The organism is Pacificispira sp. (genome assembly GCF_965228185.1).
GTDB lineage: Bacteria > Pseudomonadota > Alphaproteobacteria > UBA8366 > Aestuariispiraceae > Pacificispira.
The window spans coordinates 745,131-759,538 of record NZ_CBDDHE010000008.1 but is presented as its reverse complement, the minus strand read 5'-3'; the positions used below and the strand labels follow the sequence as shown (position 1 = coordinate 759,538).

The 14,408-nt window shown below is 64.2% G+C and carries 13 protein-coding genes; 5 read left to right on the top strand and 8 right to left on the bottom strand.

Annotated features, from left to right (window positions below; translation table 11 throughout):
* Positions 1-6 precede the first annotated feature (6 nt).
* From dnaN to mutM, 6 genes are all read right to left on the bottom strand, one after another.
* Complete coding sequence (gene dnaN / locus ACO06O_RS18390) at positions 7-1,122, bottom strand: DNA polymerase III subunit beta (protein ID WP_421883137.1); 1,116 nt, start codon at positions 1,120-1,122, stop codon at positions 7-9.
* A 483-nt stretch (positions 1,123-1,605) separates the two neighbouring features.
* Positions 1,606-2,970, bottom strand: coding sequence for a chromosomal replication initiator protein DnaA (gene dnaA, locus ACO06O_RS18385; RefSeq protein ID WP_421883135.1), 1,365 nt, complete (start codon positions 2,968-2,970; stop codon positions 1,606-1,608).
* Positions 2,971-3,928: 958 nt separating this feature from the next.
* Entirely contained in the window at positions 3,929-4,195 is a 267-nt protein-coding gene (gene rpsT / locus ACO06O_RS18380) for a 30S ribosomal protein S20 (protein ID WP_421883132.1), read from the bottom strand.
* Positions 4,196-4,316: 121 nt separating this feature from the next.
* Complete coding sequence (locus tag ACO06O_RS18375; RefSeq protein WP_421883129.1) at positions 4,317-5,093, bottom strand: enoyl-CoA hydratase; 777 nt, start codon at positions 5,091-5,093, stop codon at positions 4,317-4,319.
* A gap of 39 nt (positions 5,094-5,132) precedes the next feature.
* Positions 5,133-5,495, bottom strand: a complete 363-nt coding sequence (locus ACO06O_RS18370) for a hypothetical protein (RefSeq protein WP_421883127.1) — start codon at positions 5,493-5,495, stop codon at positions 5,133-5,135.
* An 85-nt stretch (positions 5,496-5,580) separates the two neighbouring features.
* Positions 5,581-6,447: a bifunctional DNA-formamidopyrimidine glycosylase/DNA-(apurinic or apyrimidinic site) lyase gene (gene mutM / locus ACO06O_RS18365; protein ID WP_421883125.1), complete on the bottom strand. Its 867-nt coding sequence runs from the start codon at positions 6,445-6,447 to the stop codon at positions 5,581-5,583.
* Between the two features lie 49 nt (positions 6,448-6,496).
* Here mutM and ACO06O_RS18360 point away from each other — a divergent pair, with 49 nt between their 5' ends.
* The 5 genes from ACO06O_RS18360 (at position 6,497) to ACO06O_RS18340 (ending at position 11,221) form a co-directional block, all read left to right on the top strand.
* Positions 6,497-7,246, top strand: coding sequence for a class I SAM-dependent methyltransferase (locus tag ACO06O_RS18360; RefSeq protein WP_421883122.1), 750 nt, complete (start codon positions 6,497-6,499; stop codon positions 7,244-7,246).
* A 6-nt stretch (positions 7,247-7,252) separates the two neighbouring features.
* Entirely contained in the window at positions 7,253-8,800 is a 1,548-nt protein-coding gene (ubiB, locus tag ACO06O_RS18355; RefSeq protein ID WP_421883119.1) for a 2-polyprenylphenol 6-hydroxylase, read from the top strand.
* A gap of 223 nt (positions 8,801-9,023) precedes the next feature.
* Positions 9,024-10,274 (top strand): bifunctional phosphopantothenoylcysteine decarboxylase/phosphopantothenate--cysteine ligase CoaBC, encoded by a 1,251-nt coding sequence (gene coaBC, locus ACO06O_RS18350; RefSeq protein WP_421883116.1) that lies wholly within the window; start codon positions 9,024-9,026, stop codon positions 10,272-10,274.
* Positions 10,275-10,281: 7 nt separating this feature from the next.
* A complete protein-coding gene (gene dut / locus ACO06O_RS18345; RefSeq protein ID WP_421883112.1) occupies positions 10,282-10,737 on the top strand; it encodes a dUTP diphosphatase in 456 nt (151 codons plus the stop codon).
* Positions 10,738-10,768: 31 nt separating this feature from the next.
* A complete protein-coding gene (locus tag ACO06O_RS18340) occupies positions 10,769-11,221 on the top strand; it encodes an RrF2 family transcriptional regulator (protein WP_420419016.1) in 453 nt (150 codons plus the stop codon).
* Positions 11,222-11,338: 117 nt separating this feature from the next.
* Here the strand turns inward: ACO06O_RS18340 and ACO06O_RS18335 are convergent, their stop codons facing one another.
* Together ACO06O_RS18335 and ACO06O_RS18330 are read right to left on the bottom strand one after the other, a co-directional pair.
* Positions 11,339-12,718 (bottom strand): FecR domain-containing protein, encoded by a 1,380-nt coding sequence (locus ACO06O_RS18335; RefSeq protein ID WP_421883109.1) that lies wholly within the window; start codon positions 12,716-12,718, stop codon positions 11,339-11,341.
* A gap of 96 nt (positions 12,719-12,814) precedes the next feature.
* Positions 12,815-14,218 (bottom strand): tetratricopeptide repeat protein, encoded by a 1,404-nt coding sequence (locus tag ACO06O_RS18330; RefSeq protein WP_421883106.1) that lies wholly within the window; start codon positions 14,216-14,218, stop codon positions 12,815-12,817.
* Positions 14,219-14,408 lie beyond the last annotated feature (190 nt).

Here is a 14,408-nt window from a genome sequence, read left to right as displayed (position 1 = left end):
AAGCGGTCACACCCGCATCGGCATCAGCACATAAAGCGCACCGGGATCCTCGGAATCGCGGACGATGGTCGGAGAGGCCGCATCGGCCAGAACGAACTGCGCCTGGACGCTTTCGATCTGATCCGCGATATCCATCAGATAGCGGGCGTTGAAGCCGATTTCGATGGAATCCTTGTCGTAATCGACCGGCAGTTCCTCGACGGCCGTGCCATTTTCCTGGCTCGACGCGCTGAGCGTCAGCTGTCCGGCATCGATGCTCAGCTTCACGGCGCGCAGCTTTTCGGTCGCGATGGTCGACACACGGTCGACGGCCTGGGAGAAGCTGTTGCGGTCGACGGACAGGATCTTGTCGTTGCCGGTCGGAATGACGCGTTCGTAATCCGGGAAGGTCCCGTCGATCAGCTTGGAAATCAGCACCGCCTCGTCGAAGGCAAAGCGGATCTTGGTGTCCGACAGGGTCACGGTGACCGCGCCATCGGTTTCCTCGATCAGCTTGCGCAGCTCGGCCACGGTCTTGCGCGGCACGATCACGCCCGGGATGCCCGCGGCACCCTCCGGCAGGTCGATCTCGACCCGCGCCAGACGGTGCCCATCCGTCGCCACGGCGCGCAGTTTGGGCTCGTCCTCGGTGACGCTGTGCAGATAGATGCCGTTCAGATAATAGCGCGTCTCCTCGGTGGAGATCGCGAAGCGCGTCCGGTCGATCAGAGTGCGCAGCGCGCCGGCATCCAGATCGAAGCTGTGCGGCATGTCGCCGCCGGCCATGACCGGGAAGTCCTCCGTCGGCAGGGTCTGCAGCGTGAAGCGCGACCGGCCCGACGACAGGATCAGGCGGTCGCCCTCGCCCGTTGCGTCCAGATCGACCTGGGCGCCGTCCGGCAGCTTGCGGACGATGTCGTACAGCGTATGGGCGGGCGCCGTGATCGACCCCGGCGTGGCGACTTCCGCCGCCGTGCGCTCGACGATCGAAATATCCATATCGGTCGCGTTCAGGCTCAACATGCCGTCGCGCGCCTCGATCAGGACGTTGGCGAGGATCGGGATGGTATTGCGGCGCTCGACGACACTCTGCACATGGTTCAAAGCGCGAAGCAGCGCGGCCCGTTCAATGGTGAGTTTCATGGCTTAGAAGATCGTTTCCGTGTTTGGTTTCACCTTAAGCGTCCGCGGGGACCCTGTACTTCCAGCATTTCCGGGCGAAAACGCCGCGAGCGCACTCCCTATTCGTCAGTCTCGACCCATGCGACCCCGCTTCCGGGGATCGTGCCCGCCCCGTTCAATCGAGGTCGGACTTGGGGTGGTTTCGCGGATGGACCGGGCCGAATCGCGAGACCGGATTCCGCCCGCCGGACCGAGGATTTCGACGGTTTTGCCGAGGGGTCCGAACGGGACCGGACTATAGCATGCGCGCCCAAGAAATCCGCGTTTTTTTTGGCGATTCCCGGGCGCGCGCTCCGGCGTCGAGGCGGCTCCGGAAGCTGCTTTGTAAGCCTCTGATATTACGGAGTTATTCAAAAACTCTTAAGTGGAGGTACCTGGCCCGTTTCAGTCCGTGTTTGCGGCGCAACGGGTCCCGATTCGTCCGTCCGGGGCGATTTTCGCGAATCACCCCTCCAGCATGCGCCGCAGCAGCTCGACATCCTCCGCGAAGCTGTGGTCGCTCTGGCGCAGTTCGTCGACCTTCTTGACCGCGTGCATGACCGTCGTGTGGTCGCGGCCGCCGAACTTGCGGCCGATCTCCGGCAGCGAACGGGCGGTCAACTGCTTGGACAGATACATCGCCACCTGACGCGGCCGGGCGACGGCGCGGCTGCGGCGGGCGGAATGCATTTCGGAAACCTTGATGTTGTAGTGTTCGGCGACGCGCTTCTGGATCTCTTCGATGGTCGCCTTGCGGTCATTGGCGCGCAGCAGGTCGTGCAGCACGTCCTGGGCATTTTCCAGGGTGATCGGGCGGCCGACCAGATTGGCGTAGGCGACGAGGCGGTTCAGGGCGCCTTCCAGCTCCCGCACATTGGACGAGATGCGGTGGGCCAGAAATTCCAGGACTTTCACCGGCACGTCGACCTGCATCTGCTCGGCCTTGGATTGCAGGATGCCGAGGCGCAGCTCGTAGGTGGTCGAATGGATTTCCGCGACCAGGCCCCAGCCCAGACGCGACTTCATCCGGTCCTCGATCCCGTCCAGCTCGGCCGGAGACTTGTCGGCGGAGATCACGACCTGGCGGTTCTGGTCCACCAGGGCGTTGAAGGTGTGGAAGAACTCTTCCTGGGTGCTTTCCTTGCCGGCGATGAACTGCACATCGTCGATCATCAGCACGTCGACGGAGCGGAACATCTCCTTGAACGCCATCGTGTCCTTGTACCGCAGCGCCCGGATGAACTGGTACATGAACTTTTCCGCGGACAGATAGAGCACTTTCTTCTGCGGCGCGGTGGTGCGGATATGACCGGCGATGGCGTGCATCAGATGGGTCTTGCCCAGGCCGACGCCGCCGAACAGAAACAGCGGGTTGAACGGCACATTGGGCGCCTCGGCCACGCGGCGCGCGGCGGCGAAGGCCAGCTCGTTCGGTTTGCCGACGATGAAGGTCTCGAAGGTGAAGCGCGGGTCTATCGGGGCCGACAGATTGGCGGCGGCGACATCCTCCGGCGCCTCGGTCAGTTCGGCGGCCGGCAAAGCGGCGGCCTCTTCCGGCAGGTCCTGCGCCGACGGGCGCTGTTTCGCCTGTCGGACCGAGACGGTCCGGATGCTCTGCCGCTCCGACGCCCACAACGCGGTCAGGCGTTCGCCATATTGGGATTCGATCCAGTTGCGCATGAAGCGGGTCGGCACGGACAGATGGACCGTGTCGCCGTCCAACCCTTCGAAGGTCAGCGGTTTGAGCCAGCTGCGGTATGCGTTCTCGCCGAATTCCTCGCGCAGCGCCGCGCGCACGCGCGCCCATTGCTCAGTCGTAGTGCCGTCCATTGACCGACGTAACCCCCGCCAAATTCGATGCGGCCAGTTTGGCCCGCTTTCGCCTATACCAATCGTCGATCACCGACGCCGAAAAACGCCCAATGCCGTCGACCCGTTCCAGTTCTCCGACGGCCAGCCCGCCGCCGGTAGGAGCCGGATCCCCGCCTGAGCGGCGCCGCGATCCTGCCAAAATACCTGCCCACCCCCGCCGTTACCGCTTGTTCGTTTCGGACCGAAGAGGTCGTCTACGAAAATACGGTCCCGGCGCCCGACCCGCTGCCCCGGTCAATACCGGGAACGGGACGGAGAATTATCCGGCCGCCAGCGCCCCCGTGCCGGCCGAACAGGATCGGTGGAACCCTAAAGCGCAAAGTAATAGGAACCCGGCAACGGCAACGCCGTTGGATGTCTCCTCACTACTTTGTACTCCCCAAGGACGAGCGCCAAAAACAAATGCAGGCCTCGCCGATGCCCGGCAAGCGACAGTAGAAACAGTTCCGAAGAAAGCATAGACCAGGCGTGATTAAACTGAACGACCTATTGTTGCTTCTTGTCCTCGGTTTTTATCTTTCATTTTATTGAAAGCTCTACTGTTCTTCTGGTTCCGGGAAGGTATGACCAACCTCACCGGAAGTGATCCTACTCAGCGGCTATTTGCCGATCAAGCCGCCTGCCAGGGTGATTCGGAAAATAAATCTGTTGACTCTGAACCCATTCTGACTCCGCCGGAAGCCCTCAAAACACACACAATGTATTGCGCCGCGAAAAAGCGTTGCGAGTCTGCGTGATGGCAAATGCATCCCCGGAACTCCGCGATTTTTGATCCATGGACAGAAATATTACGGTGACGTCCGGGTGTGACGGAAAGGCGACAGAACGATGAATGGGCAAGCGAAACCGCCGCCCGGAGTCCGGACGGCGGTTCGATCAATCAGGTCCGGGAACCGAAGATCCCGGAAGCAATCCGTCAGGCGCCGACGGCCTTCACGCGGTGCGTCAGGCGGCTGATCTTGCGGGACGCGGTGTCCTTGCGCATGACGCCTTTCGACGCGCTGCGGTGCAGTTCCGGCATCGCCACTTTCAGGGCGGCCTCCGCGGCTTCCTTGTCGCCGGAAGCGATCGCTTCCTCGACGCGGCGCACGAAGGTGCGGACGCGGTTGCGACGCGCCATGTTGCGGTCGGTGCGTTTCTTGGTCTGGCGGATGCGCTTCAGCGCGGATGCGTGGTTCGCCATGTCTTTGTCTCTTGCCTTCCAGGGCGCCGGTCAGCGCCGGGCCAGTCATGTATCAGATCGGCGGGGCTTATACGGATACCGGACCGGCCCGTCAACCCCGCACTGATCCCTGGGACCGCAATCAGCGGTTCTGCCATTTCGGGGTGCGCTTTTCCGCGAAGGCCGCCATGCCTTCCTTCTGATCTTCGGTCGCGAAGGTCGAATGGAACAGGCGGCGTTCGAAACGGACGCCCTCGGCGAGCGTGGTCTCGTAGGCGCGGTTCACGGATTCCTTGGCCATCATCACGATCGGCCGCGACAGGCCGGCGATCTGGGTCGCGGTTTTCAGCGCGTCGCTCATCAATTCGTCATTCGGGACAATGCGGCTGACCAGTCCGGCGCGCTCCGCCTCGGCCGCATCCATCAGACGGCCGGTCAGGCACATTTCCATGGCCTTGGACTTGCCGACGAAGCGGGTCAGGCGCTGGGTCCCGCCGGAACCGGGAATGGTGCCGATGGTGATTTCCGGCTGGCCGAACTTGGCGTTTTCGGCGGCGATGATGAAATCGCACATCATCGCTACCTCGCAGCCGCCACCCAGGGCATAGCCGGCGACGGCGGCGATGATCGGCTTGCGGCAGGTCGTGATCCGCTCCCAGCCGTCGGTGATGAAATCCTGAAGATAGACGTCCATGAAGGACTTCTCGGACATCTCCTTGATATCGGCGCCCGCGGCGAAGGCTTTCTCGGACCCGGTCAGGACAACCGCGCCGATCGCATCGTCGGCTTCCATATCGTCCAGCGCGCGGCCCAGTTCTTCGATCAGGCCGGCACAGAGCGCATTCAGCGCCTTCGGACGGTTCAGGGTAATGATGCCGACCGCATCCTTCTTCTCCGTCTGAATGAATTCATAGCCCATGGGGTGATCCTCGTAGATGTCGTTGGAAAGGGGGCCCGATTATTCCGGTGCCAGCGTGAAGCGCACGCTCAGCGCGCCGTCAGCGCCGAAAAAGTCGATGGCCAGTCGTTCGCCCTCGCGCCGGTACCGGCCGTCGGCCAGTTGTTCCCATCCCAGCGAGGGCAGTGTTTCAGCATAAAAGGCGAGTACCTCCTGCCGGTCGGTGTCGCCGGTGGCGAATGCCTCGACGATCCGTCCGGACGGGGAATCGAACACCATGCCCGCCTCGTCCACCGCCTCCAGAACCGGAGCAAGCGGCAGATCCTCGGAGCCTTCGATGAAGCTCTGCGCGCCGGCACCGGCCAGCGCGGTTGAGATCACGGTCGCGACGGCAAAAACCGTCCATGCAAGGCGTCTTCCCATGGCGGATTTGCTATCCCGTTTTGATGCCCTGCACAATGACGATCTGAATCAGATTGATTTCGCTGGATTTACCGTAACCGGCGGCTCATCGCTGATGGCGCGGACAGTAAAAACTGGACCGGCCCGACTGCACGATCCGCACGACCGTACCGTCGCAACCGGGTTGGCGGCAGGGCTCTCCTTCCCGGTCATAGGCGTCCCAGGAATGCTGAAAATAGCCCAGCTCCCCCGTCGCCTGAACGTAATCCCGCAAGGACGACCCACCGGCCTCGATCGCGGCGGCCAGGACCTCCTTCACGGCGGGGACCAGACGCGCGGCGCGCGCACCCGCCACCGTATGGGCCGATCTCTTGGGGCTGATTCCGGCCCGCCACAGCGCCTCGCAGACATAGATATTGCCCAGGCCGGCCACCAGGCGCTGATCCAGCAGCGCCGCCTTGATCGGCGTGCGCTTGCCCGCAAGCGCGGCGGAGAAGGTCTCGGTGCTGAAAGCGTCGGACAGCGGTTCCGGCCCCAGATGCGCCAGATGCGGGCTTGCCGCCTCTCCGCCGGGCGGGATCAGATCCATGAAGCCGAAACGCCGGGTGTCGTTGAAGACCAGCCGGCCGCCATCTTCGACTTCAATCAGGACGTGATCGTGCTTTTCGACCATGGCCCAGCCGGAATTGTGCCCGGCCTGCCCGCTGGATGCCTGCGCGCCCGGCGTCACGGTGAACCGGCCGGACATGCCAAGATGAACCAGCCAGGTCCAGCCGTCCTCCAGCCGGATCAGAATGTACTTCGCGCGCCGCTCGATGGCGGCGATCCGCGCGCCTTCCAGCCGTGCGACGAACCCGTCCGGAAACGGAAAGCGCAGGTCCGGCCGGCGCTGCTCAACCCGGAACAGGCGCTTGCCGGCCAGCGCCGGGCGCAATCCGCGACAAACGGTCTCGACTTCAGGCAGTTCCGGCATGCGGATAGTCTTTGATTAGTGGAGGGCCAGCGCTATTGTCTGGCCCATCATGAGCGAAAATTCCAGCGATAACGCGAGCTTCGGCTATCGCGACGTTGAGGCGGAGGAAAAGCCCGGCCTGGTGCGGGGGGTCTTCTCGTCGGTCGCGTCGCGCTATGACCTGATGAACGACCTGATGTCGGGCGGAATCCATCGGCTGTGGAAGGCGACCTTGATCGACCAGATCCGCCCCCGGCCGGGTCAGCATCTGCTGGATGTCGCGGGCGGGACCGGGGACATCGCCTTCCGCTTCCTGGAGGCGGGCGGCGGCCGGGTGACGGTCTGCGACCTGACCGAGGGCATGGTCCGGGTCGGCCGGGACCGGGCCATCGACGCCGCACGCCTGACGGGGCTGGACTGGACCGTCGGCGATGCCCAGCGTCTGCCGATCGCGGACGGCAGCGTCGATGCCTATACCATCGCGTTCGGCCTGCGGAACGTCACCGATATCGACAGCGCCCTGTCCGAGGCGCGCCGGGTCTTGCGGCCGGGCGGCAAGTTCCTGTGCCTGGAATTCAGCACCGTCGCGCTGCCCGTGCTGGACCGTTTGTACGACGCCTATTCCTTCAAGGTTCTGCCGGCGCTTGGACGCTGGGTCGCGAAGGACGAGGAGAGCTATCGCTATCTTGCGGAATCGATCCGGCGCTTCCCGCCGCAGGACGTGCTGTGCGGCAAGATGCGCGAAGCGGGGCTGGAACGCGTCGGCTACCGCAACCTGTCCGGCGGGATCGCGGCAATCCATCAGGGCTGGCGGATTTAGAGCGGGATGTTTCTACCGATCATTCATCTCACCCGGCTTGTCGGGATCGCGCGGACTCTGGCCCGCCACGACGCGCTGTGGCCGCTGGAAATGGTCAGCCGCCGCGCGGCGCCGCTTCGGGCCTGTGTCTGGTGTCTCAGGATACTCTTCCGCCGCCGCCGCCCCGGACGCCCGGGGGAAAGGCTGGCCGTCGCGCTGGCCGATCTGGGCCCCAGCTTCGTGAAGCTGGGTCAGGCGCTGTCGGTCCGCGCCGATCTGGTCGGTGATGAGGTCGCGCGCGATCTGGAACAGCTGCAGGACGGTCTGGATCCCTTCCCGACCGACAAGGCCGTCGAGACGATCGAGGCCACCTTGGCGATGCCGCTGGCCGAGGCCTTTGCAGAGTTCGACCGAAATCCGGTCGCCGCCGCCTCCATCGCCCAGGTGCATTTCGCCACGACCGCCGATGGGCGCGAGGTCGCGGTCAAGGTTCTGCGGCCCGGGATCGAGGACAGGCTGGAGCGCGATATCGGCCTGTTCCGCTTTCTCGCCCGGTTGGCGGAAAGGGCGCATCCGCCGGTCCGGCGCCTGCGTCCGGTCGCCGTGGTCGACACGTTCGAGGAATGGATCCGGGTCGAGCTGGATCTCCGTCTCGAAGGTGCGGCGGCCGCCGAGCTGAAGGAATATTGCGAAGGCGACGAGGGGTTCCACGTCGTCGATGTGGATTGGGAGCGCACCGGTCAGCGCGTGCTGACAACGGAACGCATCCGGGGACACAATATCGACGATGTCGAGGCGCTGCGGGCGGCGGGCCACGATATCGAAGACATCCTGGCGCGGTCGGCCCGCATCTTCTTCCTGCAGGTCTTTCGCGACGGCTATTTTCACGCCGACATGCATCCGGGCAACATGTTCATCGATGCCGAAGGGCGGCTCTGTCCGGTCGATTTCGGGATCATGGGTCGGGTGACGCGGCGCCAGCGGCTGTTCATGGCGGACACGCTGGTCGGCTTCCTGGGCCGCGATTACCGCCGGGTGGCCGATGCCCATTTCGAAATCGGCTATGTTCCGCCGACCCAGTCGCGTGAATTGTTCACCCAGGCATTGCGGGCCATCGGGGAGCCGGTTCTGGACAAGTCGCTGAACGAGATATCCGTCGGCCGTCTGCTGGAACAGATGTTCCGCACCACCGAACGCTTCGACATGCCGACCCAGCCGGATCTGCTGCTGCTGCAGAAAACCATGCTGGTGGCCGAAGGCGTGGGGCGGAAACTCAATCCCGACGTCAATATGTGGCTGTTGGCCCGTCCGCTGATCGAGGAATGGATGATCGCCAATCGCGGGCCGGAGGCGCGGATCGTCGAGACGGTGCGCGACACGATGGAAAGTCTGGAACGCCTGCCCCGCACCCTGCGCAAGGCGGAGGAGACCCTGGACCGGCTGGCCAAGGCGGGCATGAACCCGGATGGCAGCCTGCGGGAACCGGGTGGAATGCGGGAAAACGTGCGTTTCTGGGGGCCTGTGGTCGTTCTGGCGGTCTTGGGGGCGATGACAATAGGCCTGTTCAACAACTGACTCCTACATTTGCAGTCAGGGACCCCGTGGGACACCACATTTTGAGGTGCCGAGGGAGCTAGAAAACTTCATTCGTAGTTTTTTGACCGTTAACCTTCGTTTAACTATTTCGATCCCAAACGGATTAACCGGTGTAGAATATGAAAAACTCCCGCGCTTGTCCCTGGGCCGGGAATAATCTACATAGATGTCCTGTTTTATAGCCGCCCGGCGGAGAGGCCACATGACGGCATCGCATCGCATCGTTCTGATCGTTTCAGGGGGTATCGCCGCCTATAAGTCGCTGGAGCTGATCCGGCGGCTGCGCGAACGCGGCGTCGCGGTCCGGTGCGTCCTGACAAAGGGCGGGGCGGAATTCGTGACCCCCCTGTCGCTGGCGGCCCTGAGTGAGGACAAGGTCTATACCGACCTGTTCTCCCTGACCGACGAATCCGAAATGGGCCATATCCAATTGTCGCGCCAGGCAGACCTGATCGTGGTCGCCCCGGCCAGCGCGGACATCCTTGCAAAGATGACCGCCGGCCTGGCGGACGATATCGCAACGACCGTTTTGCTGGCGACGGATAAACCCGTCATGGTGGCGCCCGCGATGAATGTCAGAATGTGGGATCATCCGGCGACACAGGACAATCTGGCGACCCTGAAACGACGTGGCGTCCGGGTGATCGGCCCGGACGAAGGCCCGATGGCCTGCGGCGAGTTCGGATATGGGCGTCTGAGCGAACCGGAAACGATCGCGGCGGCCATTCTGGACGCTCTGAAAAAAGATACGGCACCGAAACAGCCCTTGCTGGCCGGGCGGTCCGCGCTGGTGACATCGGGTCCGACCCACGAACCGATCGACCCCGTCCGCTATATCGCCAACCGCTCCTCAGGCAAGCAGGGGCATGCCATCGCGGCGGCACTCGCGGCCCAGGGCGCGCAGGTTACCCTCGTCTCCGGCCCGACCCGGCTGGACGATCCGGCGGGGGTCGAAACGATCCGGGTGGAGAGCGCGCAGGAGATGTTGGATGCCTGCCGCAAGGCGCTACCGGTGGATGTGGCCGTCTTTGCCGCCGCCGTGGCCGATTGGCGGGTCGAACAGGCGGCCGACAGCAAGCTGAAGAAGCAAGACGGGTCCGCACCGCCGACCCTGTCCCTGACCGAAAATCCGGACATTCTAAAGACCGTCTCAAGCGCGCCGAAAGACCGGCCCGCGCTTGTCGTCGGTTTCGCCGCCGAAACGGGATCGGTCGTCGAAAAGGCGATCGCCAAACGCGGTCGCAAGGGCTGCGACTGGATCGTTGCGAACGACGTCTCGACCGGCAGCGGCACGTTCGGCGGTGAGGACAATCAGGTCCATCTGATCACGCCGGAAGGTGCGGAGGAATGGCCGCGCCTGTCCAAGGCCGAGGTCGCCGAGCGTCTCGCCGACCGCATCGCCGCGCATTTCGCCTCCGAAACCGACAAACCCGTTCTGATCCAGAAAGGCTGATCCCGCCATGTCCGATCCCGTTTCCGTCCGCGTCCAACGCCTGCCCCATGCCGAGGGCCTGCCGCTGCCGGCCTATGGCAGCGCGGAAGCGGCGGGCTGCGATCTGGTTGCGGCGGTGACGGAAACGCTGACGCTGACCCCCGGCGCCAGCGCCATTGTGCCGACGGGCCTGAAGATCGCCCTGCCCCCCGGTTACGAGGCGCAGGTCCGCCCGCGATCCGGACTGGCGGCCAAGAACGGCGTCACCGTCCTGAATACGCCGGGTACGGTCGACAGCGATTATCGCGGCGAGGTTGGGGTTATCCTGATCAACCACGGGTCGGCGGATTTCGCCGTGGAGCGCGGCATGCGGATCGCCCAGATGGTGATCGCCCCGGTGCTTCAGGTGGCCTGGCAGGAGACGGACGACCTTAACGAAACGGCGCGCGGGGCAGGCGGCTTCGGGTCGACCGGTGTGAACTGAAAAACGAAAAGGCGAAAGGGACGAGGGACCAATGCGGCTGACCAAGAAACTGATGTTCGCCATCGAGGCGGTGCTCGACATCGCCTATCATGCCTCCGACCTGCCGGTGCAGTCGAAGGAGATCGCCGACCGTCAGGGCATCCCGCGCCGCTATCTGGAACAGGTCCTGCAGCAACTCGTCCACGCCGAAATCCTGCGCGGCGTGCGCGGCCCGCGCGGCGGCTACCGCCTGGCCAAGGAACGCCGCCGCATCACGGTCGCCGAAATCGCCACCGTCGTCCACGACATGGAAGGCGGCCGCGACCCCCTGACCGACCCGGCGGGCAGCGAGCTGGGCCATACCGTCCTGCGCCCGATCTGGCAGGAAATCGAAGAATACGCGATGGAACGTCTGTCCAAGACGACCATCGAAGACCTCTGCATTTCCGCCCAGCGCGCGGGCATCGAAAGCCATTCCCAGAACCAGTTCGACTTCATGATCTGAGGCGGGGCGCCGCGCGAGATCCGCAAAGGTTCCTGCTTCCGCAGGGAGACGGGTGGGAATTGGCCCGACCTTCCGGCGAAGGTGCCAAATGCGCCATCTATTCTGAAAGCGCCCCGATCACCGCGATGCAGAGGCGCTGCCGGTGATGGTTTCGGCGCCGTCGACGATGGAGACATTGGTGTCCAGGGCTCCGGCCACGACGCCGTTCACGTTGCGGACCCGCAGGTTCACGGTGCCGCTGGTCGCGCCGTTCAGGGTGAAGTCGTCATCGGTGTCCTTGAAGGGCTTCAAGTCGCCATCGCTGAAGGAACTGAACCGCTCCCCGCCGTTTTCGAAGATATTCGTATAGGTGTCGGGACCGGCATTGATCGCATAGTTGCCGGAATTCGTTCCGGTCCAGGACCCGTTCATCTGAAACTGGGCCGTCTGATTGCCGAAATTGAAGGTGCCGGAGAAAGTAAAGGACCCGGTCGATCCCTGGTCGCCCGTCAAATTGCCGCTGCCGGACATGGTGGCCGTGCCGGTCGTCACGCTGACCAAGTCGCTGATCGTGGTGACCCGATCGGCCACATTGCTGGTTATGGCCGGCTCTCCGGTGTCGTCGTTGCTTTTCCCGCCGGTGGCGCCCGGGTCGGTTGTTTGATTGCTGCCGCCGACGGCGATGTCGAGCGTATTGCCGGCCAGGCTTCCGACACTGGCGCCGCCGATAGACCCGGACAGGCTGGTGTCGGATCCGCCGGAGGATTGGCTGTTGCCCTCGTCGGACGCTGTTTCCTCGCCATCCTGTTCGTCGGTCGCGGCGGTTTGGGACGGTGCCGCCGGGCGGCCCTGACGGCTGGTGCCGACGGCGCCCAGCACGGCGTTGATCGTGTCCAGCGGGATCGCGACCGGGGCGGAGGGCGGACCATCGGCGCCCAGGATGGTGCCGTAGCCGCTGCGCGAGATCGACACGCTGCCTTCACCGTTGGAAACCTCGATCCGGCCGACGCGTTCCTTGCTGGATCCCTCGTCGCCGGGCCCGATCAGAACGACCAGCGCCTGGTCGCCGGACACGACGCCCGCGACGATGGTGCCGCGAATGCCGATCGTGCCCAGGGGCGTGCCGATGGAGACGGAATCCGGATCCTCCTGGCCGACCAGCCCGGTGGTGAAGCGGAAGGCGCCCTTCAGGACCTGGGCGGCGACCTTGCCGGCATTGGTTTCCGGGTCGTAGACGAATTCGTCGATGATCAATTCGGCATTCGGACCGATGGTGAAGACCGTTTCGTCCAAAAGCAGAAGCTGCATCTGGCCGTCGGCAGCGGAAGTGATGGAATCGCCCAGGAAAATCTCGTCGCCGCTGACCGCGTCGCGTCCGACCGTATCGGTCAGGCGCGCAACCTGGATGGAGCCGGTGACCCCGGCGGCAACGCCCGCCATTTCGGCCGCGCCGGCCGGGGTATAGGCCATAAGGCCGCTCAGCGCCGCCGCCGTCAAAACCGTCTTCCAAGATCGCATCGCTCGGTCTCCGCCTGTCATCGCCCCGACTTTTCCCGCGTCTCTTTCATATCGTATGGCGCCCGGCACCTGTAAGTGACACCGGTCACAGCCGCCTCAGAATGTCCATTTCCGGGTCAGGAGCACATCCGCCCGGCGGTTCCAGTACTGATAGTTCCGAATGTTCGACATCGACCGGTAGACCTCGCCCGTCGCCGAGGCCACGGTCTTGCCCAGACCGTCGCGCACCGCGTCCGGCATGCCGTCCAGGTCGATCAGGGCATTGATCGGCGCCCCGATCCGCGCGCGGACCCGCACGATGTCGTCCTGGCGCTGGCGTGCGGGGTCGACAAACGGGTCGCCGCGGAAGTCCTGACGCCGTGCAAGGCGCAGATTGCCGCCGACGAACACGCCCTTGTCCAGAATCCGCAGGTAATCCGCTGTGAGCCCGTGCCGCCAGTTATGATCGTAGTTGAAGGCGCCGTATTTCGCCCGTGCGTCATAGGTGAAGGTCAGCCGGTTGCGGGCGTCCAGATCCCATTCCAGCCCGACCAGCCCGTCCAGGCGCCAGCCGGAATCCTGGACGGCGGAGGTGGTCTCGGAAATCCGGTTGAAGCCTTCATTGGTATAGCCGGCCTGCCCGAACAGCGCGATGTCCGGCGGCAGGGGCACCCGCACCTTCACCTGTCCGCCGTAATTGGCGTAATAGCGTTCGTGGGACAGCCACAGGACGCTGTGAAACACTTCCGGTGTCAGGGTGAAGCCCGGCAGGCGCAGGCGCAGTCCGGCATCCACGGCATAGGACCCGACATCCAGCCGGTCGACATTGACCTTGTCGTTGAAATAGCCGGTGGCGGAACCGATCAATTGATGCCGGGCCTGGAAGCCCAGATCGTAGGCGACGTCGACCCGGCTGAAGGCCGTGAAGGCGAAATCCCCGGTCCGGTCCGATTGATCGTCCAGCCGGGCCGGAACGCCGGCGAATACGACCTGGCGATTGGCCGGAACGCCGGTGATGTTCCAGTCATAACTGACGCCGAACCCGGTCAGCAGGCTTGCCTCCCAGCGGCGGCGCCGGTTGTTGATCTGGGCGATCAAGCCGTCCAGTTGCGCGCGCAGATCGGGCGGCATGTCCAATTGCCGCAATTGCTCCAGCTCGCGCTCCGCCGTTTCCAGGCTGTCCAACCGGATCAGGACCAGGGCATAGAACAAGCGCACTTCATGCAGTTTCGGTTCGACCAGCAGCACCCGTTCCAATGTGGTCGCCGCGGCCTTCAATCGGCCCTGTTCCACCTGCTGACGGGCATAGGCGACGTTCAGGGCGATATTGTCGGGGTCTTTCAGAATTTCCGCATAGGTGACCTTGCGGGAGGACCCGGATTGCAGCGCCTGGCGCACTTGGGTCAGCGCGTCCAGATCGTCCGCGGCGGCGTCGACTTCACCGCGCGCGCGGTCCGGATCTTCCGTTTCGACGGTACTGCCGCCGGTCTGCGCCTTGGCCGAACCGGCAAGCACCGGCAACAGGAGGCCCAGGCACAGAAAAAGGGCGGCCCCTCGGCACGCCCAAGACCTTCCGGATTGTCGGCCTGCGCTGCGACGCACGGCTCTCCCCCAACTCCACCGATCCCGTCTCGGCGGATAATACCGCCCTGCCGGCGCGCCTCCCCAAACGCCCGGCTGCGAGACTACAATCTAGAAACTTGGAATGGAA

What these genes read in the sequence shown, in the direction of transcription:
- ACO06O_RS18370 (WP_421883127.1), bottom strand. Translation starts at nt 5,495, where the DNA reads ATGGGAAGACGCCTTGCATGGACGGTTTTTGCCGTCGCGACCGTGATC.
- coaBC (WP_421883116.1), top strand. Translation starts at nt 9,024, where the DNA reads ATGACGGCATCGCATCGCATCGTTCTGATCGTTTCAGGGGGTATCGCC.
- dnaA (WP_421883135.1), bottom strand. Translation starts at nt 2,970, where the DNA reads ATGGACGGCACTACGACTGAGCAATGGGCGCGCGTGCGCGCGGCGCTG.
- ACO06O_RS18335 (WP_421883109.1), bottom strand. Translation starts at nt 12,718, where the DNA reads ATGCGATCTTGGAAGACGGTTTTGACGGCGGCGGCGCTGAGCGGCCTT.
- ACO06O_RS18375 (WP_421883129.1), bottom strand. Translation starts at nt 5,093, where the DNA reads ATGGGCTATGAATTCATTCAGACGGAGAAGAAGGATGCGGTCGGCATC.
- rpsT (WP_421883132.1), bottom strand. Translation starts at nt 4,195, where the DNA reads ATGGCGAACCACGCATCCGCGCTGAAGCGCATCCGCCAGACCAAGAAA.
- ACO06O_RS18340 (WP_420419016.1), top strand. Translation starts at nt 10,769, where the DNA reads ATGCGGCTGACCAAGAAACTGATGTTCGCCATCGAGGCGGTGCTCGAC.
- mutM (WP_421883125.1), bottom strand. Translation starts at nt 6,447, where the DNA reads ATGCCGGAACTGCCTGAAGTCGAGACCGTTTGTCGCGGATTGCGCCCG.
- dut (WP_421883112.1), top strand. Translation starts at nt 10,282, where the DNA reads ATGTCCGATCCCGTTTCCGTCCGCGTCCAACGCCTGCCCCATGCCGAG.
- ubiB (WP_421883119.1), top strand. Translation starts at nt 7,253, where the DNA reads ATGTTTCTACCGATCATTCATCTCACCCGGCTTGTCGGGATCGCGCGG.
- ACO06O_RS18360 (WP_421883122.1), top strand. Translation starts at nt 6,497, where the DNA reads ATGAGCGAAAATTCCAGCGATAACGCGAGCTTCGGCTATCGCGACGTT.
- dnaN (WP_421883137.1), bottom strand. Translation starts at nt 1,122, where the DNA reads ATGAAACTCACCATTGAACGGGCCGCGCTGCTTCGCGCTTTGAACCAT.